18 protein-coding genes are annotated in these 19,494 nt (G+C 68.2%); 6 read left to right on the plus strand and 12 right to left on the minus strand.

All coding sequences use genetic code 11. The annotated features are described in order from the left end of the window. Positions 1-75: 75 nt before the first annotated feature. The gene (locus tag AC56KW_RS04770; protein ID WP_497169589.1) at positions 76-978 is read right to left on the minus strand and encodes a helix-turn-helix domain-containing protein; all 903 of its coding nucleotides are present in this window, start codon (positions 976-978) and stop codon (positions 76-78) included. Positions 979-1,193: 215 nt separating this feature from the next. Between AC56KW_RS04770 and AC56KW_RS04775 the strand changes: the two genes are divergently transcribed. From AC56KW_RS04775 to AC56KW_RS04800, 6 genes are all read left to right on the plus strand, one after another. Further along, a complete protein-coding gene (locus AC56KW_RS04775) occupies positions 1,194-1,601 on the plus strand; it encodes a GlcG/HbpS family heme-binding protein (protein WP_497169590.1) in 408 nt (135 codons plus the stop codon). A 28-nt stretch (positions 1,602-1,629) separates the two neighbouring features. Then, positions 1,630-2,457, plus strand: coding sequence for an SDR family oxidoreductase (locus tag AC56KW_RS04780; protein WP_497169866.1), 828 nt, complete (start codon positions 1,630-1,632; stop codon positions 2,455-2,457). Between the two features lie 10 nt (positions 2,458-2,467). Next, the gene (locus AC56KW_RS04785) at positions 2,468-2,995 is read left to right on the plus strand and encodes a nuclear transport factor 2 family protein (protein ID WP_497169591.1); all 528 of its coding nucleotides are present in this window, start codon (positions 2,468-2,470) and stop codon (positions 2,993-2,995) included. Continuing rightward, positions 2,992-4,761: a monovalent cation:proton antiporter-2 (CPA2) family protein gene (locus tag AC56KW_RS04790; protein WP_497169592.1), complete on the plus strand. Its 1,770-nt coding sequence runs from the start codon at positions 2,992-2,994 to the stop codon at positions 4,759-4,761. The genes AC56KW_RS04785 and AC56KW_RS04790 overlap by 4 nt, the downstream gene beginning before the upstream one ends. A gap of 94 nt (positions 4,762-4,855) precedes the next feature. After that, entirely contained in the window at positions 4,856-5,029 is a 174-nt protein-coding gene (locus tag AC56KW_RS04795) for a hypothetical protein (protein ID WP_497169593.1), read from the plus strand. Continuing rightward, entirely contained in the window at positions 4,950-5,579 is a 630-nt protein-coding gene (locus tag AC56KW_RS04800) for a polyphosphate kinase 2 family protein (protein ID WP_497169594.1), read from the plus strand. Before AC56KW_RS04795 ends, AC56KW_RS04800 begins: the two co-directional genes overlap by 80 nt. Here AC56KW_RS04800 and AC56KW_RS04805 read toward each other — a convergent pair. The 11 genes from AC56KW_RS04805 to AC56KW_RS04855 form a co-directional block, all read right to left on the minus strand. Next, positions 5,557-6,528 (minus strand): glycoside hydrolase family 43 protein, encoded by a 972-nt coding sequence (locus AC56KW_RS04805; RefSeq protein WP_497169595.1) that lies wholly within the window; start codon positions 6,526-6,528, stop codon positions 5,557-5,559. The two genes, AC56KW_RS04800 and AC56KW_RS04805, sit on opposite strands and share 23 nt — an antisense overlap. Before the next feature lie 21 nt (positions 6,529-6,549). Continuing rightward, on the minus strand, positions 6,550-9,357 hold the full coding sequence (locus AC56KW_RS04810; protein WP_497169596.1) for a TonB-dependent receptor: 2,808 nt from the start codon (positions 9,355-9,357) through the stop codon (positions 6,550-6,552). Positions 9,358-9,496: 139 nt separating this feature from the next. Beyond that, positions 9,497-10,633 (minus strand): ABC transporter ATP-binding protein, encoded by a 1,137-nt coding sequence (locus AC56KW_RS04815; protein WP_497169597.1) that lies wholly within the window; start codon positions 10,631-10,633, stop codon positions 9,497-9,499. A 36-nt stretch (positions 10,634-10,669) separates the two neighbouring features. Further along, complete coding sequence (locus AC56KW_RS04820; protein WP_497169598.1) at positions 10,670-11,503, minus strand: carbohydrate ABC transporter permease; 834 nt, start codon at positions 11,501-11,503, stop codon at positions 10,670-10,672. Continuing rightward, positions 11,500-12,423 (minus strand): carbohydrate ABC transporter permease, encoded by a 924-nt coding sequence (locus tag AC56KW_RS04825; protein ID WP_497169599.1) that lies wholly within the window; start codon positions 12,421-12,423, stop codon positions 11,500-11,502. The genes AC56KW_RS04820 and AC56KW_RS04825 overlap by 4 nt, the downstream gene beginning before the upstream one ends. A 20-nt stretch (positions 12,424-12,443) precedes the next feature. Then, positions 12,444-13,739: an extracellular solute-binding protein gene (locus AC56KW_RS04830; RefSeq protein ID WP_497169600.1), complete on the minus strand. Its 1,296-nt coding sequence runs from the start codon at positions 13,737-13,739 to the stop codon at positions 12,444-12,446. Between the two features lie 108 nt (positions 13,740-13,847). Continuing rightward, positions 13,848-14,834: a glycoside hydrolase family 43 protein gene (locus tag AC56KW_RS04835; protein ID WP_497169601.1), complete on the minus strand. Its 987-nt coding sequence runs from the start codon at positions 14,832-14,834 to the stop codon at positions 13,848-13,850. 77 nt (positions 14,835-14,911) lie between these two features. Next, positions 14,912-15,901 (minus strand): LysR substrate-binding domain-containing protein, encoded by a 990-nt coding sequence (locus AC56KW_RS04840; protein WP_497169602.1) that lies wholly within the window; start codon positions 15,899-15,901, stop codon positions 14,912-14,914. A gap of 73 nt (positions 15,902-15,974) precedes the next feature. Beyond that, positions 15,975-17,495, minus strand: a complete 1,521-nt coding sequence (locus tag AC56KW_RS04845) for a sensor histidine kinase (RefSeq protein ID WP_497169603.1) — start codon at positions 17,493-17,495, stop codon at positions 15,975-15,977. Continuing rightward, positions 17,458-18,165, minus strand: a complete 708-nt coding sequence (locus AC56KW_RS04850; protein ID WP_497169604.1) for a response regulator — start codon at positions 18,163-18,165, stop codon at positions 17,458-17,460. The genes AC56KW_RS04845 and AC56KW_RS04850 overlap by 38 nt, the downstream gene beginning before the upstream one ends. Beyond that, positions 18,137-19,474 (minus strand): ABC transporter substrate-binding protein, encoded by a 1,338-nt coding sequence (locus tag AC56KW_RS04855; protein WP_497169605.1) that lies wholly within the window; start codon positions 19,472-19,474, stop codon positions 18,137-18,139. The genes AC56KW_RS04850 and AC56KW_RS04855 overlap by 29 nt, the downstream gene beginning before the upstream one ends. Positions 19,475-19,494: the final 20 nt, after the last annotated feature.

A 19,494-nucleotide genomic window follows, 5' to 3' on the forward strand; every position in this document is an offset into this window, starting at 1 on the left:
GAAAGTCGGAACGGCGCCAGTATAACATGCCGTTCCAACACCATCGGCCCCGCCTGCCGCGCCATGGAAGCCCTGCTAGCGCCACTCGAGCGCGCGCGCGGCGCACAGCCGCGCATACCTGGCCGGCGTTACCCCCACCGCCAGCCGGAAGCGCCTCGTAAAATAACTCTGATCGGCATACCCGACCAGCGCCGCCACCTGCACCAGCGGCAGCCGGCCATGCCGGATCTGCGCCTGCGCGCGCAGCATGCGCATCCGCTCCAGGTAGGCGATGGCGCTGCTGCCGGTGCTGCGGCGGAACAAGCGCGCGAAATGGAAGCGGCTGACATTGGCGACGCTGGCCAGCATTTGCAGGTCAATCTCTGCGTGCAGGTTGGCGTCGATGAATTCCTTCACCCGCTGCAGGCTGCGCGCGTTCAGTCCGCGCGGCGCACGCTCCGGCGGGGCCATCTGGCAGTTGAAGCGATGCACCAGGTGCAGGGCCAGCGCGCTCGACAAGGCCTGGCTGACATAGGCCTGAGCCGGGTGCGGCGGGCGCTCGATCTCGGCCAGGAACAGCGCCACGATCCGCTCCACGAACGGGTCGCGCGTAGCGAAACAATTCACCAGCTCGGTACTGGGCAGCGCGCCGCGCAGCGACGTCTCGGCTGCCTGCTGCAGCAACGTCGGCGGCACCCGCATCAGCATGATGGCGCCGGGGCCATCCCATGCCCACTCGGAAGGCATGCCGCGTGGATGGATACCGATATTTCCTGGACCGATCATGGCGCTATGGGTCGCGCCGTCACGTACCTGGGTCAGGCGGACCGTGCCCGAGATGCGCATCCCGATCACGTCCTGGTCAAGCACACCCGAGCCGACCCGGCCGGCCGATTGCCATTCGTAGATATTGATGCCGACACCGCTCCATGGCCGGTTCTGGCTGCTCGCGACGGGCGCGGCCAGCAGGCGGTTGTCCGCAGTTGTTGATGTGTGCATGGTGTCCCCGCACATGGCACGTTAGTACCAGAGATTGGCAATACCTTACCACGCAGCGAACCATGTTTTACAGATAATCCGTATCAGGTACCGGCGGCAGCCAGCCGCTGCCACCGAGCCGGGGCAATGCTCTGGCCATGGTCATAACGCGGTCCCTGTCTGTGGTAGTAGCCACCGAAACCTGATCCGTGACTTTCATTCAAGGGAGTATGCACATGGGTATCACGAGCCAGCAGGCCCAGATGGTCATCGACGCGGCGCACGCCAGGGCCAGGACCCTCGGCGTTCCGGTCGTGATTTCGGTGATCGACAGCGGCTGCCACCTGAAGGCATTCCAGCGCATGGATGACGCCCCGCTGGGATCGATCGATGTCGCCCTGGGCAAGGCCAGGACGGCGGCCTTGTTCGCCTGCAATAGCGAAGACATCTGGGACTACTGCAAGCCTGGCGCGCCGGCCCCCGGCCTCGAACTCAGCAACGGTGGTCTCATGCCATTCGCCGGCGGCATGTCGCTCAAGTCCAGCGACGGGACCGTGCTCGGCGCCGTCGGCGTCTCGGGCGGCGCGGTCACCGAGGACCAGGAAATCGCCCGGGCCGGCGCCGCGGCATTCAGCACACGGTAATCCCGGCAATCCATCATCCATTCTTCCCATCAAGGAGTATCGATATGTCCAAGACGATCCTGATTACCGGCCCGCCGTCGGTTTCGGCCGCGGCGCCGCCCTCGGCATGGCCAAAAATGGTCACAATATCATCGCCACCGTGCATGTGTCCTCGCAGGCTACTACACTGCGCGAAGAGGTTCGCGAACTCGGCCTGGCCGACCGCATCCGCGTCGAGCGGCTCGACCTGACCGACCCCTACGACATCGACCAGGCCCTCACCTGGGATTACGACGTGCTGTGGAACAACGCCGGCATGGGCGAGGCCGGGCCGGTGTGGGAAATCCCCGTCGACCTGGTGCGCAAGAACTACGAGGTGAACGTGTTCTTGCCGCTGACGCTCACCCAGCGCGTGGTGCGCAAGTGGATCGACGGCGGCACGCCCCAGGGCAAGAAGGTGGTCTTCACCTCGTCGATGGGCGGCCTGTTCACGCCGGCCAACTGGGGCACCTATGTCTCGACCAAGCATGCGCTGGAAGCCATCGCCGAGGCGCTGCAGCAGGAACTGGCGGCTTATGGCATCCGGATCCAGACCATCAATCCCGGCGCCTACTATACCGGCTACAACGAGACCATGGCCGACAACCCCTTCCGCTGGCTCGACGAGCGCAAGCACCTGACCGATCGCACGCAGCTGCGCAAGGGCTTCGACGACTTCTTCGCCACCCCGGAAGGCAAGATGGATCCGACGGAGATGATCGAGCGGATGATCGAGATCGTCCCGGCCGACAGCGGCAAGTTCCGCAACGTGATGCCAAAGGTGATCGAGGACATGCTCAAGCAGCACCAGCTCGCAGCCTGGGACAACACGATCTAGCCGACGAACCATGCCAACCATCACGCAAACCATGTGCCTGGCGGCTGCGCTGCTCGCCGCCGGCGCGTCACTTCCGCTGCAGGCCAACGATACGAGCGCTAGCATGACAACGCAGACCGAATCGCGCAACAAGGAACGGGTCAGGGCCGCCTTCCAGGCCTGGGCGGACGGCACCGGGGGGCCGTTCGGCCTGCTCGGCGACGACGCCCAGTGGACCATCACGGGCCGCTCGCTAGCATCGCGCGCCTATCCCGACAAAGCGGCCTTCATGAACGAAGTAATCCACCCCTTCAATGCGCGCATGGCCGGGCCGTTGCGGCCCACCGTGCGCAAGCTGGTGGCCGAGGGCGACACGGTGATCGTCTTCTTCGACGCCCAGGGCACTGCTTTGGATGGCGAGCCTTATGTGAACACCTATGCCTGGATCATGGAAATGCGCGACGACCGGGCCGTCAGGGTCTGGGCCTTCTTCGACGCCATCGCCTTCGACGAGCTCTGGACCCGGGTCAAGCCGGCCCCCGCCAGCGCAATGCCATGACCTCCGCGACCGCCGGACACGCTCCGGCAGCGGCGATCGAGCTGTTGCCAATCCTCATGCTGCTCGGGGCGGCCGTGCTGGCGGTGCCGCTGTTCAAACGATTGGGGCTCGGTTCCGTGACGGGTTATCTGGCCGCCGGCATGGCGGTGGGGCCGTTCGGCCTGCAGATCGTGGCCGATCCCGGAGCGATCCTGCACATCGCCGAACTGGGCGTCGTGATGTTCCTGTTCGTGATCGGCCTCGAAATGCAGCCGTCGCGCCTCTGGACCATGCGCGGCGAGATCTTCGGGCTCGGCTTTGCCCAGGTGGCAGGCGCCGGTGCGGTGCTGACGGTGTTCGGGATGGTGCTGGGCTTCCCGTTTGCCCAGAGTTTCGTCGGCGGCGCCGGCTTCGTCCTGACCTCGACCGCCATCGTGATGCAGATGCTGGAGGAGCGGCGCGTACGCGGGCTGCCGCGCGGGCGGCGCACGATCGCCATCCTGCTGCTGGAAGACCTGGCGATCGTGCCGCTGCTGGCCGTGGTGGCCCTGCTGGCGCCAGGCACCGAACGCATCACCGGCGCGGCGCGGATCGAGGCCGTGGCCATCGGCGCCGCGAGCATCGCCGGCCTGGTGCTGGCGGGACGCTACCTGCTCGACCCCTTGTTCAGGGTGCTGGGGCGGGCGCGGGCGCGCGAGGTCATGACCGCCGCCGCATTGCTGGTCGTCCTCGGCGCCGCCTACGCCATGCAGCTGGGCGGATTGTCGATGGCCATGGGCGCCTTCCTGGCCGGCGTGCTGCTGTCCGAATCGACCTTTCGCCACCAGCTCGAGGCCGACATCGAGCCATTTCGCGGCATCCTGCTCGGCCTGTTCTTCCTGGGCGTCGGCATGGCGCTCGACCTGGGCGTGATCGCCAGCAGCTGGCAACAGGTGGCGTTGGGCGTGGCCGGCTACATGCTGCTCAAGATGGCAGTCATCTACTGCGTCGCGCGCATGTTCGAGCTCGACAGCCGCGAAGCGATCGGCCGCGCAGTGCTGATGGCCCAGGGCGGCGAGTTCGCCTTCGTGCTGTATGCGGCCGCCGCCGCCGCCGGCATCCTCGACGCGCGCCAGAACGCCATACTGACCACCGCCGTCATCGTCTCGATGATCCTGACGCCCTTTTTGATCATGCTGTACGACGCCTTCATGCCTGCCTGGGCGCCATCCAGGGACAAGGTCACCGCGCCGGCAGACCTGTCGGCCAACGTGCTCCTGATCGGCTTCGGGCGCTTCGGCCAGATCGCCAGCCAGCCGCTACTCGAGCACGGCAACTCGCTGTCGATCATCGAAACCAGCACCCAGGCGATCTTCGACCTGGAACCGCTCGGGTTCAAGGTGCATTATGGCGACGGCGCCCGGCTCGATATTCTGCACGCCGCCGGCGCGCACGAGGCGCAGCTGATCGTCGTGGCGATCGACGACCGTCCGGCCTGCCTCAAGATCGTGGAAATCGCCAAGGCCGCGTTCCCGCATACGCCGGTGCTGGCGCGCGCCTTCGACCGCGAGCACGCCATCGAACTGATACGCGCCGGCGTGGACTGGCAGGTGCGCGAGACGGTCGAATCGGCGCTCGGTTTGGCCGGCAAGGCGCTGGAGCTGCTCGAACCCGATGCCGAGGTACGCATGCACGTGATGGATACCGTGCGCCGGCGCGATGCCGAGCGCCTGGCGATCCAGGTGACGGAAGGGTTGTACGCGGCGCCCGGGCTGATCCGGAACAACGCGGGAAAACGGCCTGACTGACCCGACGGGCGGCCTGTCACGGCGGTGACATGGGACGGCGCTACACCGGCATGGACTTTTCACCATCCATCATGCGCTTGCAGAGGAAGCCCCCATGCCTGCCGTCCAAGCCATCGGCCTTCCCCGCTGCGTGCAGCGCGACCTCAGCGACAGCGACGACGAGGAACTCGCGCTGGAACTCGACGACCTTGACCTCGACCTGGAACGCTACTGCCCTTGCCCCCTGCAACGAACAGGAAAAGGAAGCGCGGCGCCAGTATTTCCATGATCTGCTGCGCCTGCAGGCCGGACTGGTCAAGCTGCAGGACAGGGTCGTGCATACCGGCCACAAGGCCGTGATCCTGTTCGAGGGCCGCGACGCCGCCGGCAAGGGCGGCGTCGTCAAGCGCATCGCCCAGCGCCTTAATCCCAGGGTCTGCCGGGTGGCCGCGCTGCCGGCGCCGAACGAGCGCGAACGCGCCCGGTGGTACTTGATCTCGGACGCGGAACAGAGCGCGCGCTTCCCGCGCCGCATCCACGACCCGCTCAAGCAGTGGAAACTGAGTCTGATGGATCTGGAATCGCGCCGGCGCTGGGAAGAGTACACCCGGGCCAAGGAAGTCATGCTCGAGCGCACCCATATCCCGGAGGCGCGCTGCTCGGTGGTGCAAGGGGTGGACAAGACGCGTGCGCGCCTTCACTGCATCCATCGTCTGCTGCAGCAGACGCCATATGTCGGGGCCGACCGGCCGACGATCGAGCCGCCGGAGCGCGAATGCCACCACGATTACGTGCGGCGGCCGGTGCCGCCCGAGATCATCGTACCGGAGATCTTTTAGGCGCCGGCTGCGGCGCCGCGCTGGGGCCCGACGTGACCGGCCGCGCGCCATCCCACGCCAGGCGGTCGATGCACATCCGGCGCGCGGTCTGCGCGACGTCCCAGGCATGGTACACGATCCAGGTTTCGCTGCCGTCGGGCGACGTCGTGAAGCTGTTGTGCCCAGGGCCGATGACGGCGCCGGGCCGGCTGCGCATCAGCAGCGCCTCCTCGCCCCCTTGCGGGCGCCGGTAGGGGCCGAGCGGATGGTCGGCCATGACGTAGCTGACGCCATAGTTCTCGCGCTCCCAGGCGCCGCCGCTGTAGAAGCAGTAGAAGACGTCGTCGTGCACCTGCACCGCGGCCCCTTCCACCGTATGCCAGTCGCGTACCGCGTCATAGATATGCCGCCCCTTGCGAAACACATGCCAGTCATGGTGGGGCCGCACGACGACGCGCGGCGCGCCCGCCAGCGTGCACATGTCGAGCAGGCGGTCGACCACGATGCCGGTGCCGACCCGGTGGTCAGCGTCCTGCTCCAGGAAGTCGACGCAGTAGAACAGATACCATCCGCCATCGCGGTCGCGGAAGGGATGGGCGTCGATCGAGAACGGTTGGTCTGGCACCAGGATCGTCCCGGTATCGGCGAAGGGTCCGGCCGGACGGTCGGCCACGGCGACCTTCAGGCGCTGATCGGTCCCCTCCGGCGCATTGCCCGACGAGTAGTACATGTAGAACCTGCCCTCGTGGCAGGCCACCTCGGGCGCCCAGTAGCGGGCGTCGCCGTTCGGCTCCAGGGCGTGCCCCAGCGGCTCCCAGTCGACCAGGTCGGCCGAGCGCAGCACCGGCAGCTGGCGCCCGTCAGCGCCGGCGGGGCCGGTCCCGTAGGCGTAATACACGCCCGCGTGCCGCAGGACGAAGGGATCGGCCATGGTGTCGGGGTACACCGGATTCTGGTAGGTTCGCGCCATCGTTTCTCCTCGATGCCGTGCTCACATCTTGAATCGCAGGCTCACGCCATAGGTCGTGGGGTTGTAGCGGATATCGCGCGGCTGGTAGGGTCCGAGCGAACTCTGGAACCTGGCGCGGGTCAGGTTGATCGCATCGAACTGCAGCGCCAACCGCGGATTGAGCTCGTAGCCGATGCTCAGGTCGACGAAGGTGGTAGCCTTGACCACGCGGTCCTGGTTGAATGGCGGCTCGGCGATCTGTTCGACGTAGTCGCCGCGGCGCGTCGCGGCCAGGCGGCCGGTGACGCCGTTGCGCTCGTACAGTAGCGCGACGTTGTAGTTCTGGCGCGCTACCCCCACCAGCGCGGTAGTGGTGAAGGTGTCGCTGTCGAAGGCGGTCTTGCTCTCGTTGTCGCCGTCGATCCAGGTGTAGTTGAACTGCGCCCCGAAGCCGCTCCATGGGCCGGGCAGGAAGTCGAAGAACTTCTGGATGCCGAATTCGGCGCCGCGCAGCGTGCCCTGGCCCGAGTTCTGCGGGCGCGTCACGCGGTACACCTGGCCGCCGATCGATTCGTCGAGCGTGAAGTTCTGCAGGTAGCCCACGATGTCGCGGTGGAACAGCGCAAGCTGCGCGTAGCCGTTGTTCTTGAAATAGTATTCGAGGGTCGCGTCGAGGTTGGTCGAGCGGGTGGGGCTCAGGTAGGGATTGCCCGCGCCGCCGCTGCCTGGCGCGTTCACGGTGGGCGGCACCAGCGACAGCGCCGGGTTCAGGGCACTGAAATTGGGCCGGGTGATGGTGCGGCCTACCGCGAGGTGCGACTGCCACTGTTCGGTCCAGGCGATGATCGCCGACGCGCTGGGCAGGTAGTTGGTTTCATAGGTCGACAGGTCAACGTCCGAGACGGTGTCGCCGATGCGGGTCTGGCCGCGCAGCTCGCGGTTGACGCGCACCACGCGGGCACCGGCTTCGCCGCTGACCTCGACGCCGGCCAGCGCGGTCTTCCAGCGCGCGGCGAGATAGAGCGTGGCGCTGCGTTCGCGCTGGTCGAACAGCCGGGTGGGGTCCTCGGGCACCCGTCCCGGCCCCACCCCATAGCCTTCGCGCACCAGGTTGGCATGGTCGATCAGGAAGTCGGCCGACGGCGTCGCCCATGGCCCGCCCAGGCGGTCCAGCCCCGGCACCAGCTGCTGGAACGAGGGACTGAAAGCCTGCAGCGGCGTCGGCCGCACCGCGCCCGTGAAGTCGGCGTGGTCTTCGGCGCCGTGGTAACTGGCCTTGCGCGTCGACAGGCGCACGCCGCCCAGCAGCGCATTGAAGAAGCCGTCGCCACCCAGGCGCCAGGTGGCGTCGGAGCGCCACTGGAGCTGCGAGCCGGCCTGTTCGTTCCAGTTCTGCACCAGGCCGCGCAGCACGAACTGGTTGGGGTCGCGCAGGGCGTTGGCGCTGCCCGGGGTGGCGACGGCGTTGTAGCCGCCATGGCCGTCGGCGCCGGCGGCGAACACGCTCGCACTCGCGCCCGGCACCTGCTGGTCGACGATCACGGTGTCGTTGACGAACTTGGAACGGGTATAGCCCAGCTGCGAATCGACGCTCAGCGGACCGTCGTTGTACTTCAGGCCGAGGTTGAGGTAATGCGTGGTGGTGCGCTCGTTCTGGCCCCAGGTGCTGGTGGCGACATATGGATCCCAGTCATAGGCGCCGCCGAACTGCGCGGCCGGCGCGCTGGCGGCCAGGATCGGGCAAATCGTGCCCATCGGCGTGTCGCAGTGCCCGCCCTGCGGCGCCAGCACCACGTTCGTCAGGCGCGGCGCCCAGGTGACGATATTGAGGATGTAGTTGACCGCATTGCGGCCCTGGTAGCCCATGCCCAGGTACTGGGCGCTGGCCTGCAGCCGGGGATTGATCTTCCACTGGAAGGCGCCGTGCACGCTCTGGCGCTCGCGCTGGCCGCTGTTGTAGATGCCGCCGATGTTCGGCAGCTGGCCCAGCACCTCACCTTCGCCCAGCGCGAACGGCGGCCGCTCGCCGAGCCGGGTAGCGGTGCCGTCCGGGCGCACCGCGAACATATTGGTCGGCCGGTCGACCCACTGCACCGGATAGGCCCAGTTCTCGCGGTTGACGGCGACGTCGAACAGCGCCCCCATCTCGCCCAGGCCGGTGTTCCAGCGGTTGCTGACCAGGAAGCCGCCGCCCGGATTGTGCCGGTCCTTCGTCGCATCGCTGCCATTGGTCTGCTGCAGGCGGTCCTCGATGTAGCCGGTGGCCATGAAGCCCTTGGCGTCGAACGGCGCGCGCAGGCGGATGTTGACGGCGCCGGCGATGCCCCCCTCGAACTGGTTGGCGGTGGCCGACTTGTAGACCTCCATGCCGCCGATCGACTGCACCGGCAGGTCCTGGTACGACAGGCGGCGGCCGGCGGCGGTGAAGATCTCGTTGCCGTCGAGCGTGGTGGCGACGTCGGGCAGGCCGCGGATGATCACGGTATCGGTCTGGCCGCGGTCGCGCCCGACCTGCACGCCGGCCACGCGCTGCAGGGCGTCGCCGGCCTGGCGGTCGGGGAACTTGCCGATGTCGTCGGCATTGATGGCGTCGACCACCTGCACCGCGTCGCGCTTGATGGTCTCTGCCGAACGCAGGCTCTGGCGCAGGCCGGTGACTTCGACCACCGCGGTCGCCCCTGGCGTCGTCGTCGCGGAAGCGGCGGCGCTCGCCGGCTGCGGGGCGGGCGGGACGGGTGGAACGGCTAGCGCGCCTTGCCCGTCTCCGGTGGACTGCGCCAGCGCCGGCGCGGCGTGCGCGGCCAGCAGCATGATGGCCGCGCAGATCGGCTTGATATCGAATCGGTCCATGCCTGTCTCCTGTGCTGGTGGTCGAGGTTCCTCGCCCGCCCCGCCGGTCGCTGCCGGCTAGGGGCCGTGACACATGGTAAGAGTGCGACATGCGCGTTACCCATAACGAAACGCGCGTAAGGTATCCGAAATCGTGATGTCAGGATTCGTGGGCCTTCCGGGCCGGGACGGCGTCGCCCCACCCGGGCGCGAACGCCCTGTCGTTGGCGTCGAACAGGAAGGCGCGGGTGGCCGGGAATGCCAGCGTCACGCGGCTGCCGGGCCGTGGCGGCGCGGTATCGGCGTCGCACTTGAGCGAGAGCATGTCGCCGCCGCCGTCGGCATGGGCGTACACCAGGGTCACGTCGCCCAGATACTCGACCAGGGCCACGGTCGCACCGATCCCGCCCCCCTCGCCGCCGCGCACGATCTGCAGGTGTTCCGGGCGCACTCCCAGACCGACCTTGTCGCCCGGCCTGGCCTGCGCCACGTCGGCCGCCACCTGCACCCGCACGCCGCGCGCCAGTTCGATCGTCGCGCTGCGATCCTGACCGGCCACCAGCGTGGCCTCGAAGAAGTTCATGCGCGGCGAACCGAGAAAGCCCGCCACGAAGCGGTTGGCCGGCCGCTCGTACAGCTCGAACGGGTTGCCCACCTGCTCGACCCGGCCGCCATTGAGCACCACGATCTTCTGGCCGAGGGTCATCGCCTCGACCTGGTCGTGGGTGACGTAGATCATGGTGCTGTTCAGTTCCCGGTGCAGCCGCGCCAGCTCGACCCGGGTCTGGCCGCGCAGCGCCGCGTCGAGGTTCGACAGTGGCTCGTCGAACAGGAAGACGGCGGGTTTGCGCACGATGGCGCGGCCGATCGCCACCCGCTGGCGCTGGCCGCCGGACAGCGCCCTCGGCTTGCGCTCCAGCAGGTGGCCGATCTGCAGGATGTCCGCCGCCTTTTGCACGCGCGCGCGGATCTCGGCCTTCGGCACCTTCGCCAGCTTGAGCGCGAAGCCCATATTGTCGAACACGCTCATGTGCGGATACAGCGCGTAGCTCTGGAACACCATCGCGATACCGCGCCGCGCCGGCTCGATCGTGTTGCTGACGACGCCGCCGATCTCGAGCTGGCCCTCGCTGATGTCCTCGAGGCCGGCGATGATGCGCAGCAGCGTCGATTTGCCACAGCCGGAAGGACCGACGAACACGACGAACTCGCCGTCCTCGATCTCCAAGTCCACGCCCTTGATCACGATATTGTCGTCGAACCGCTTGCGGATGCCACGAAGGCTCACTGATGCCATTTTATGATCCTGCCTCTCTTCGTTATGCTGTCCGGGTCAACCCTTGAGGCCACTGGCCGCCAGGAAGCCCTGGGTCACGCGGCGCTGGAACACGACGTAGGCCAGCGCCACCGGCAGCGCCCCCAGCAGGGCCGCCGCCATCAGCTGGGCGTAGCGCACCCCGAAGGCGTCGTAGGTCTGGGTCAGCCCGAGGGGGATGGTCATCATCTCGTTCGAGGTCACGATGATGAACGGCCACAGGAAATTGTTCCACGCGCCGATGAAGGTCACGATCGCCATCGCCCACACGATGTTGCCGGAGATCGGCAGGTAGACGCTCCACAGTACCCGCAACGGCCCTGCCCCATCCATCACCGCCGCCTCGCGAAAGTCCGCCGGAATCGCGTCGAAGAACTGCTTGAACACGTAGATCACGACTGGCGACACCACCTGCGGCAACACCAGGCCGGCGTAGCTGTTGATCAATCCGAGCTGGTTCATGGTGCGAAACAGCGGCACCAGCAAGGCCTCGAACGGCAACAGGAAGGCCAGCATGGCGCCGGCGAACAGCAGCGTGCGGCCCCGGAAGCGCAGCTGCGAAAAGGCGTAGGCCGCCATCAGGCTGACCGCCATCGTCACCACGGTGACCAGCAGCGCGACCAGCGCGCTGTTGAACAGCCAGCGCGGCAGGTTGCCGGCGCCGAGGGTCTTGGTGAAAGCCTGCAGGGTCCAGGTGCGCGGCAGCCAGTGGAAGGTGGAAGATACCGTCTCGAGTTCGGGCCGCAGCGCGGTGGACAGGGCCCACAGCAGCGGAAACACCCATAGCGCCGCCAGTATGCAGGCCGAGGTGCCGGCGACGATGCTCCAGCCCAGCTGGGACGGGCGTCTCATGCCGTCCTCTTGGGCCGCGCGCGGCGCCACGAGCGCCCCAGCCACACCTGCAGCAGCGACAGCGCAATGACCACTGCCATGAACGCCATCGCGATCGCCGCCGCATAGCCGGCGTCGCTCTGGGTGAACGCGGTCTCGTACATATAGTGCAGGGTCACGCGGGTGGTGTTGAACGGCCCGCCGGTGGTCAGAATATAGGTCTGGCCAAAAATCTTCAGCGAGGCGATCAGCTGCAGCAGCAGCGCGGTGCCGACCACCGGCCGCAGGGCCGGCCAGGTGATCGCGCGAAACAGCGTGAAGCCGCGCGCGCCATCGAGCGCCGCCGCCTCGTACAGCTCGGACGGGATATTGCGCACGCCCGCGAGCAGCATCAGCATATTGAAGCCCACGGTCCACCAGATGGTGCCGATCGCCACCATCGGCATGGCCCAGTCGACGTCGGCCAGCCAGGCGCGCTGGCCGCCGACGATGTGGTTGATCACGCCCGACGACGGCTGCAGCATCCAGTCGGCGATCAGGGTCATGACCGAGATCGGCAACACATAGGGCAGAAAGAACGCCCCCTGCAGCCAGGCCGAGGCGCGCACGAAGCGGTGCACCAGCAGCGCCATCACCAGCCCCAGGGCGGTCAGCGGGACCACGGTCAGCAGCGAAAAATAGAAGGTGTGGCCGAGCGAGGCCCAGAATGCCTCGTCCTGGACCAGCGTGGCGTAGTTGGCCAGGCCGACGAAGGCGCTGGTGCGCGTCAGGCTGCTTTCGGTCAGGCTCAGGTAGAAGGTCTGGGCCGCCGGCCCCAGGAAGAACAGCAAGAATACCAGCACGAATGGCGCCAGCAGCAGCATGGCGGGCAAGCCTTCGGCCCGCGGCGCCGCGGGCGGCGCCTGCCTGGCCAGCTCGGGACTGTCTGCGCGCTTGAGCATCGGCTGTGTTTCCTCGTTTTTCAGTACCGCGGCGGGCGCTTGCGCAGCAGGCGCGACGCTTCTTTCTCGAACATCGACAGCGCCTGCGCCGGCGCCAGCTGGCCCGACAAGGCCCCGGGCAGGTATTTCGACGCCATCGCCTCGACCGGCCCGGCCGCGCCCATATACCAGCCTCCCGGGTCGTACACCACGTTCGCTGCCGCCCCGGCATACAGCGCGTTGGGCATCAGGGCGCGCGCCGCCGGCGACTCGGCCACCGGACGGTAGGCCGGCACGTGCCCGCCCTCGGCCCAGCCCATCGAATTGCGGCTGACGTAGCCCATGAAGGCCAGCACCGCGCGCACCTTCTCGGGCGCCATCGGCCGCCCTTCGTTGGAAGGGATCGCGAACGCGTGCGAGTCGGTCCAGACACTGGCGTCCTGGTACAGGCGCGGCAGCGGCACGATGCCGTACTCGAAGCCGAGCGTGCGCTGGCGCGTGGCGCGCACCAGTTCCGGGACCTCCCATACGCCGTTGATCATGAAGCCGGCGCCGCCGCCCATGAACTGGCTGGTCGATGCCGGGTAGTCCAGGCCCGCCTGGGCATAGCCCCGGGTAAACCAGGCGCTGACCCTGGCCAGTTCCTCGACGCCGGCGGCGCCATAGGCGAACCTGCCGTCCTCGATCAGCGGCGCCTTGCGCTGGGCCAGGAGCGACACCCACAAGCGCCAGATCGCATACGAGCTCTGGCTGGCCTCCATCGCCAGCCCGGCCCTGCCGCTTTTTTCCTTCACGCGGCGAAACGCGGCGCTCAGGGCGGCATAGCCCTCGATGGGCGCCAGGCGTCGAGAGGCGTCGAGCAGGCCGGCCTGCGCGGCCAGGGTCTTGTTGTAGTACAGGACCAGCGGATGCAGGTCGAGCGGGATGGCATGGCTGGCGCCGGCGTAGCGCGACTTTTCCCACTGGCGCGGAAAATAATCGCTGCCTTTCAGGCCCGCGGCCGCGAGCTCGCCCTCGCCGAGCGGTCGCAGCACGCCGCCTCCGGCCAGGTTGGGCAGGCGTGACAGGTGGATGGTGGCGATGTCCGGCCCTTCTCCCACCACCGACGAGGTAATCAGCTTGGTATAGAAAGGTTCGCCCCACTTGAGCGTGGTGCTGACCACGCGCGCCGCGCGCTGGCTCGCGTTGAAGGCATCGACCATCGCGCGCATGCGCGCGCCGTCGCCACCGCTGAGGAGTGTCCACATGCGGATCTCGACGGGCGCCTGGGCCGCCGCGCGCATGGCCGGCAGTCCGAGCAGCATCGAAGCGGCCAGCAATCTCCTGCGTTGCGTCACATTGTCTCCCTGTCGTCTGTTGGCGGCTGGACGCACTGCGCCGCACGCGTCACGCACCAGCGCCATTATGGACCGCAATCGGCCTTCGCCGCGCCACGCCTGCACGCTTTACCGGACCAGGGTCGGACCCCGTACCACCGGCTTGCCGTCGATCCAGTCGAGCCGGTCGATGTACAGGAAGCGCCGCTTGCCGCGGCTGCCGTCCGCCTTCAGCTCCCAGGCGTGGTAGGCGATATGGTCCTGGCCATCGACCTGAAACACCGACTGGTGGCCCGGTCCCATCAGCGCCACCTCGGGCCGGCTTTTCAGGAAAGGCGCGTCCCCCTCCGGCTGGCAGGGGCCGAGCGGACTGGCGCAGGTCGCATGGCCTGCCGCGTACGAGCCGTCGCCGAAATCGTTGGCCGAGTACAGCAGCGTGTACCTGCCATCGCGCGCGAGCATGGTCGGCGCCTCGATCACCTTGCCCTCCCAGGCCCGCCCGTTGGTCAGGAGCCGGGTCGGCTGGCCGAGCAGGCCCAGGCCGTCCGGCCGCAGCTCCTGGCCGAAGATATGGGTCGGCTGCTTGCAGCAGTTGCCATCGTTCTTGAAATACAGGTAGAGCCGCTGGCCGTCCTGGAACGGACTGGCGTCGATGGTGCCGCCCAGTTCCGCCTGGCACACGAGCGGCGCGGCGGCGCTGTCGACGAACGGCCCGCGCGGCGAGTTCGCGACCGCCGCGCCGACGCACTGGCGATCCGACGTCCTGTCGTGCGCCGTGTAGTACAGCACGTAGCGCCGTCCCAGCTTGACGACTTCGGGCGCCCACACATGCGGCACCGGCTGGCGCACCCAGCGCGCCAGCACCGGCATCGCATCGGGCAGCGCACGCCAGGCGCGCAGATCGGTCGAATGCAGCAGTTGCACGTGCTTGTCGTTGGCATTGGTCGCGTAGGCGTAGTAGCCGCCGTCGTGCGGCAACACGAAGGGATCGGGGAAGTCGCCCAGCGAACTGGAAGCCGGTTCGGAATGGAGCTGGGCCTGGACCGGCAGCGCCAGCGCTAGCGCTAGCGGCGCCAAGTACAGGCCGGCGGGGCAAGGCGAAAAGCGGTATTCCATGATCTGCTGTCTCCTCGGCGCTGTGGGCGGCTGCTCGTGTGGTGACAGGAATCATACGGACGGCGGGCACGCGTTTCCTATAACGAAACGCGTGGGAGATATACCGAATCCGTATTCATCTGGCGCAGGCGGCGCGCGATGGCGGCTGCCTCGCGCAGCGCCGCCAGCATCGCCTCGGCCGACGGCGACAGGTGATGGCGCCTGCGCGTGATGATGCCATATACGTCGGCGCGCAGCCCGAGGTCGAACGGCAGCAGCGCCAGCAGCCCGGCCTCGAGCTGCGCGCGCACCAGATCGGGCGGCAGCGCCACCACGCGCGTGCTGCTGGCCAGCAGTTGCGGCACCAGCGGCAGGGATGCGGTTTCGACGACATCCTGCGGCGGCTCCAGCCCCGCCCCCATGAAGCGGCCCATCAGTTCCTCGCGCAGGCGGCACGGCGGCGGCAGGATCCAGGCCGCGCCGGCCAGGTCGGCCAGGGACACGTCGCCGCGCGCCAGCCAAGGGTGGCCGGTACGTACCACCAGGGCGTGCGGCTCGTCGGCCAGGGGTTCGAAATCGAGTTCGGCGGCGGCGGCGGGATCGAGGACGTGGCCGACCACGATGTCGCAGTCGCCCGCGCGCAGCATCGCGACCAGCGCATCGCTGGCCTCGACCGTCAACACCACCTGCACCCGCGGACTGCGTTCCTTGAGCAGGCCGACCGCCTGCGGCAGCAATGCCACGGCCGGCGTCAGCACGCTGCCGACGCACACGCGACCGTCGGCTCCGGCCAGGCCCTGCATGATTTCCTGGTGCGCCGCATCCATCTCGGCCAGCGCCGCCCCGGCGCGCCGGATCAGGACCTTGCCGTGCCAGGTCGGCACCACCCCGCGCGGCAGGCGTTCGAACAGGGGCACGCCGAGCGCGTGTTCGAGTTCGCCGATCAGCTTCGAGGCGCCGGGCTGGGTCAGCCCCGCCGCCTCGGCGGCATGCAGGATGGATGCATGACGACCCAGTTCGACCAGCAGCACCAGATGGCGCGTCTTGAGGTGGAAGCGGATGAACCGGGTCGAGGATGCGTCGCGCATGCCGCAGGGCCATTTAACATTTCTTTAATCCTAAAGCAATGCGTGCGCGGGCGTCAAATATTGTCTGGCGCTGTCACGCGGCGGCAACAGTGGCCTGGCTGCGCGCGGGCAGCCAGACTTGCGCCACCAGGCCGCCCTCCGGATGGTTGTCCAGCGCGAGCCGGCCGCCGTGCGCCTCGATGATCCCGCGCGCGATGCCCAGGCCCAGCCCCATGCCGCCGTCGTTGCTGTCGCGGCCATGGGCCAGCCGCACATACGGGTCGAACAGGCTGGCCAGCGCGTCCTCGGGCACGCCCGGACCATGGTCGCGCACCGCGATCACGACGCCGCCCGGCGCTTCGCGCACGTCGATCTCGGCCCGTGCGCCGTAGTACAGCGCGTTGTCGAGCAGGTTGCCGAGCGCGCGCTTGAGCGCCAGCGGCTTGCCGCGCACGATGATGCCGGACGATTGGTAACCCACCTGGTGACCTGCCAGCTGGGCACTCTTGACCATCCGTCCCAGCAGCGCATCGAGCCGGATTTCGGCCGGGTTCTCGTGGATGTCGCTGTCCTTCACGCACTGCAGGGCGCCCTTGACCATCATGTCCAGCTCATCGAGATCTTCCTCGAAGTCGTTGCGCAGGGCCTCGTCGTCGAGCAGTTCGGCACGCAGTTTCAGGCGCGTGATCGGCGTGCGCAGGTCGTGCGAGATCGAGATGAACAGGCGCTCGCGATCGTCGATGTAGCGCGCGATGCGTTCGCGCATGGCGCCGAAGGCGCGCGCCGTGTTGACAAACTCGCGGCTGCCGGTTTCGGGGAGCGGGCGCGCATCCTCGTCATGGCCCTGCCCCAGCGCGGCGGCGGCATCCGACAGCGCCGCGAGCGGGCGCGTGATCGAACGCACCATCAACAGGCACAGCAGCAGGACGACCGCCAGCGACAGCGCCTGCGGCATCAGGCGGTCCCACGCGAACGGGTCGCCGCCGTCCAGGAAGTACGGGTTGGGCATCAGCGCCGCCAGGTACAGCCAGTTGCCGGGTTCGATCTCGGTCTGGATCACCAGGATCGGGGCCGGATCGGGCTTGAGCAGGAGCACGTGCTGCACCCAGGAGTGCGGCAGGTCTTCGAGCCGCACGTCGTGTTCGGCCACCACCAGGCGGTCGGGCTGGGCGAAGGACAGCCTGAAGCCGGGCGAATGCGGCAAGTCCTGCTTCAAGGTGGCGCCGACGGTGGCGATCACGCTGCGCGCCAGCGGATGGGGCGCGATCTCGTCAATCGGCACGTAGGCGTGGTTGAAGTTGACAAAGAAGCGCGTGCCGCCCATCTCGCGCAGCTGCTGGATGATCAGCGAGCGATAAGCCGGCGGCAGGCTGCGGAAGAACCGGATCGCGCCGGCAGCGCCGTGGGCCACGTACTGGGCCGCCGACTGCGCCTCGACCTGCTGCTTGGCGCGCAGCTGGCTGGCCCAGATCGCGCTGGCCGCCAGCTGGGCCAGCAGCACGCCGGCCACCATCACCAGCGTCAGGCGGCCCAGCAGGGACGCCGGCCAGGCCCGGCGCAGGCGCGCGGCGATCCCCTCAGACACTGGACACGCTGACTTCGGCCGAGAACACATAGCCGGCCCCGCGCACGGTCTTGATCAGGGCCGGCTGCTTGCCGTCGTCGCTCAGGCGCAGGCGCAGGCGACTGATCTGCACGTCCAGCGAGCGGTCCAGCGGACCGGCGTCGCGGCCGCGGGTCTGTTCGCACAGCAGGCCGCGGTCCAGGATCTTGCCCGGATGCTCGGTGAAGTACTTCAGCAGCTGGAAATCGAGCCCGGTCAGGGCCACCTGGTTGCCAGCCGTGTCAATCACCGTGCGCTCCTTGAGGTCGAGCGTGAAGCCGACGAAGCGGTAGTAGCGCGCCGGCGGCGCTTCGGGTGCCGCGCGGCGCAGGATGGCCTTGATGCGGGCCAGCAGCTCGCGCGGGCTGTAGGGCTTGGCGATATAGTCGTCGGCGCCCAGCTCCAGACCGACGATGCGATCGGTCTCGTCCGAGCTCGCGGTGAGCATGATGATCGGCACGTTCGACTGCTGGCGCACCTGCTTGCACAGCACGAAGCCGTCGGTGTCGGGCAGCATCACGTCCAGGATCACCAGCGACAGCTGGTCGCTGTGCGCCTGCAGCTCGGCCAGGAAGCTTTCGCCGTTGTGCGACAGGATGACCTCGTACTGGTTCTTCTCCAGGTAAGTCTTGAGCAGTACGCGGGTCTTTTGGTCATCGTCCACGATCAGTATCTTGCGCACCCGGTGTCCCCTGATTGGTTATATTGAATAGTCTGAACAAGGCGGCCAGCCGGCGCTGAGCCACCGCGACCGGCGCCCGGTCGTCGAGAAAGAAGCGGTGCACCTCGGCGATGATCGCGTCGCGCGTGGCCTCGTCGGTGGCCATGCGGTGCACCAGGCTGGGCGCCTGCACCAGGGCGCCTTGCGCGAAGATGGTCCACGAGGCGCGCGCGCAGCTGTCCATGCGCGCCGGATCGGCATCGCGCCGCACCGGCACCCCGCCCTTGAGCGTATTGAATTCGGCCTGCACCGTCGGCGACAGCAGCAGGCGCGCCATCTTTTCCTGGGCCTGCCGGTGGCGATAGTCGCCGGCGAACATCGACAGCGTATCGACGCTGTACAGGTGGTACTGCCCGCTCCCCGGCGCGCCGGTGCAGCCATAGTCCTGGTCGAGCATCATGCGCTGTCCGCCCAGCTCCGCCTTGGCCCAGTCGCCCATGATCATCATGGCGGCCTCGCCGCGCGCGAACCGGCGCACCACCTCGGTCCAGGGACGCTCGGCCAGCCGGCCGCGCGACCAGCTTTTCACGGTGCGCAAGCGCTGCAATGCGCGTCCCGTGCGTTCGTCGAAGGCGGCCGCCGGGCTGCGGCGCACGAACAGCTCACGATAGAAATCCGGCCCGCTCTCGGCCAGCACCAGGTTCTCGAACAGGGTCGCCACCTGCCAAGGTTCGCTGCTGTGCGCCAGCGGTGTCACGCCGGCCGCCAGCAGGCGCCGCGCGACGGTGTCGAACTCGGTCCAGCTGCGCGGCGGCGCCAGCTTGTGCTGCGCGAACAGCGCGCGGTTGTAGTACAGGGTATTGACGCGGTGGATGCCGAGCGGCGCCGCCATCGTGTGCTTGCGGTAATGGATCAGTTGCTGGACCGTGGGGAACAGGACGCCGTTCCAGTTGTCGGCCACGGCGACGTTGTCGAGTTCGAGCAACAGGCCCATCTCGGCCCACTCGGCCACCGACACGCCGATGATCTGGGTGACCTCGGGCGCATCGCCCGCCACCACCCTGCCCTTGAGCACCTTGCCGGCGCCGATGCCGGCGCCGCCGGGGATGGCGGCATCCTGCCATTCGACGCCTTCGCCCTTCAGGCGCGCCGCCAGCAGGTCGGCGGCCTTGCGCTCGCTGGTCGAGGTCCACCAGTGCAGCACCTGCAGACCGGACGACTCGATCGCGGGCGCCGCCGTCGCCAGCGGCGGCACGATGCCGATTACCTGGCCCGCGGCGCGGGCGCTGCCGTAAGCGGCGCAGGCCGCCCCCAGCACCGCGCAGATCATCGTCGCCCGCCATCGGTCAC

Source organism: Telluria sp. RT2P19, assembly GCF_059685725.1.

Coding starts and splice junctions, on each gene's coding strand:
- AC56KW_RS04770 (WP_497169589.1), bottom strand. CDS start 978: ATGCACACATCAACAACTGCGGACAACCGCCTGCTGGCCGCGCCCGTC.
- AC56KW_RS04775 (WP_497169590.1), top strand. CDS start 1,194: ATGGGTATCACGAGCCAGCAGGCCCAGATGGTCATCGACGCGGCGCAC.
- AC56KW_RS04785 (WP_497169591.1), top strand. CDS start 2,468: ATGCCAACCATCACGCAAACCATGTGCCTGGCGGCTGCGCTGCTCGCC.
- AC56KW_RS04790 (WP_497169592.1), top strand. CDS start 2,992: ATGACCTCCGCGACCGCCGGACACGCTCCGGCAGCGGCGATCGAGCTG.
- AC56KW_RS04795 (WP_497169593.1), top strand. CDS start 4,856: ATGCCTGCCGTCCAAGCCATCGGCCTTCCCCGCTGCGTGCAGCGCGAC.
- AC56KW_RS04805 (WP_497169595.1), bottom strand. CDS start 6,528: ATGGCGCGAACCTACCAGAATCCGGTGTACCCCGACACCATGGCCGAT.
- AC56KW_RS04810 (WP_497169596.1), bottom strand. CDS start 9,357: ATGGACCGATTCGATATCAAGCCGATCTGCGCGGCCATCATGCTGCTG.
- AC56KW_RS04815 (WP_497169597.1), bottom strand. CDS start 10,633: ATGGCATCAGTGAGCCTTCGTGGCATCCGCAAGCGGTTCGACGACAAT.
- AC56KW_RS04820 (WP_497169598.1), bottom strand. CDS start 11,503: ATGAGACGCCCGTCCCAGCTGGGCTGGAGCATCGTCGCCGGCACCTCG.
- AC56KW_RS04825 (WP_497169599.1), bottom strand. CDS start 12,423: ATGCTCAAGCGCGCAGACAGTCCCGAGCTGGCCAGGCAGGCGCCGCCC.
- AC56KW_RS04835 (WP_497169601.1), bottom strand. CDS start 14,834: ATGGAATACCGCTTTTCGCCTTGCCCCGCCGGCCTGTACTTGGCGCCG.
- AC56KW_RS04840 (WP_497169602.1), bottom strand. CDS start 15,901: ATGCGCGACGCATCCTCGACCCGGTTCATCCGCTTCCACCTCAAGACG.
- AC56KW_RS04845 (WP_497169603.1), bottom strand. CDS start 17,495: ATGTGTTCTCGGCCGAAGTCAGCGTGTCCAGTGTCTGAGGGGATCGCC.
- AC56KW_RS04855 (WP_497169605.1), bottom strand. CDS start 19,474: ATGATCTGCGCGGTGCTGGGGGCGGCCTGCGCCGCTTACGGCAGCGCC.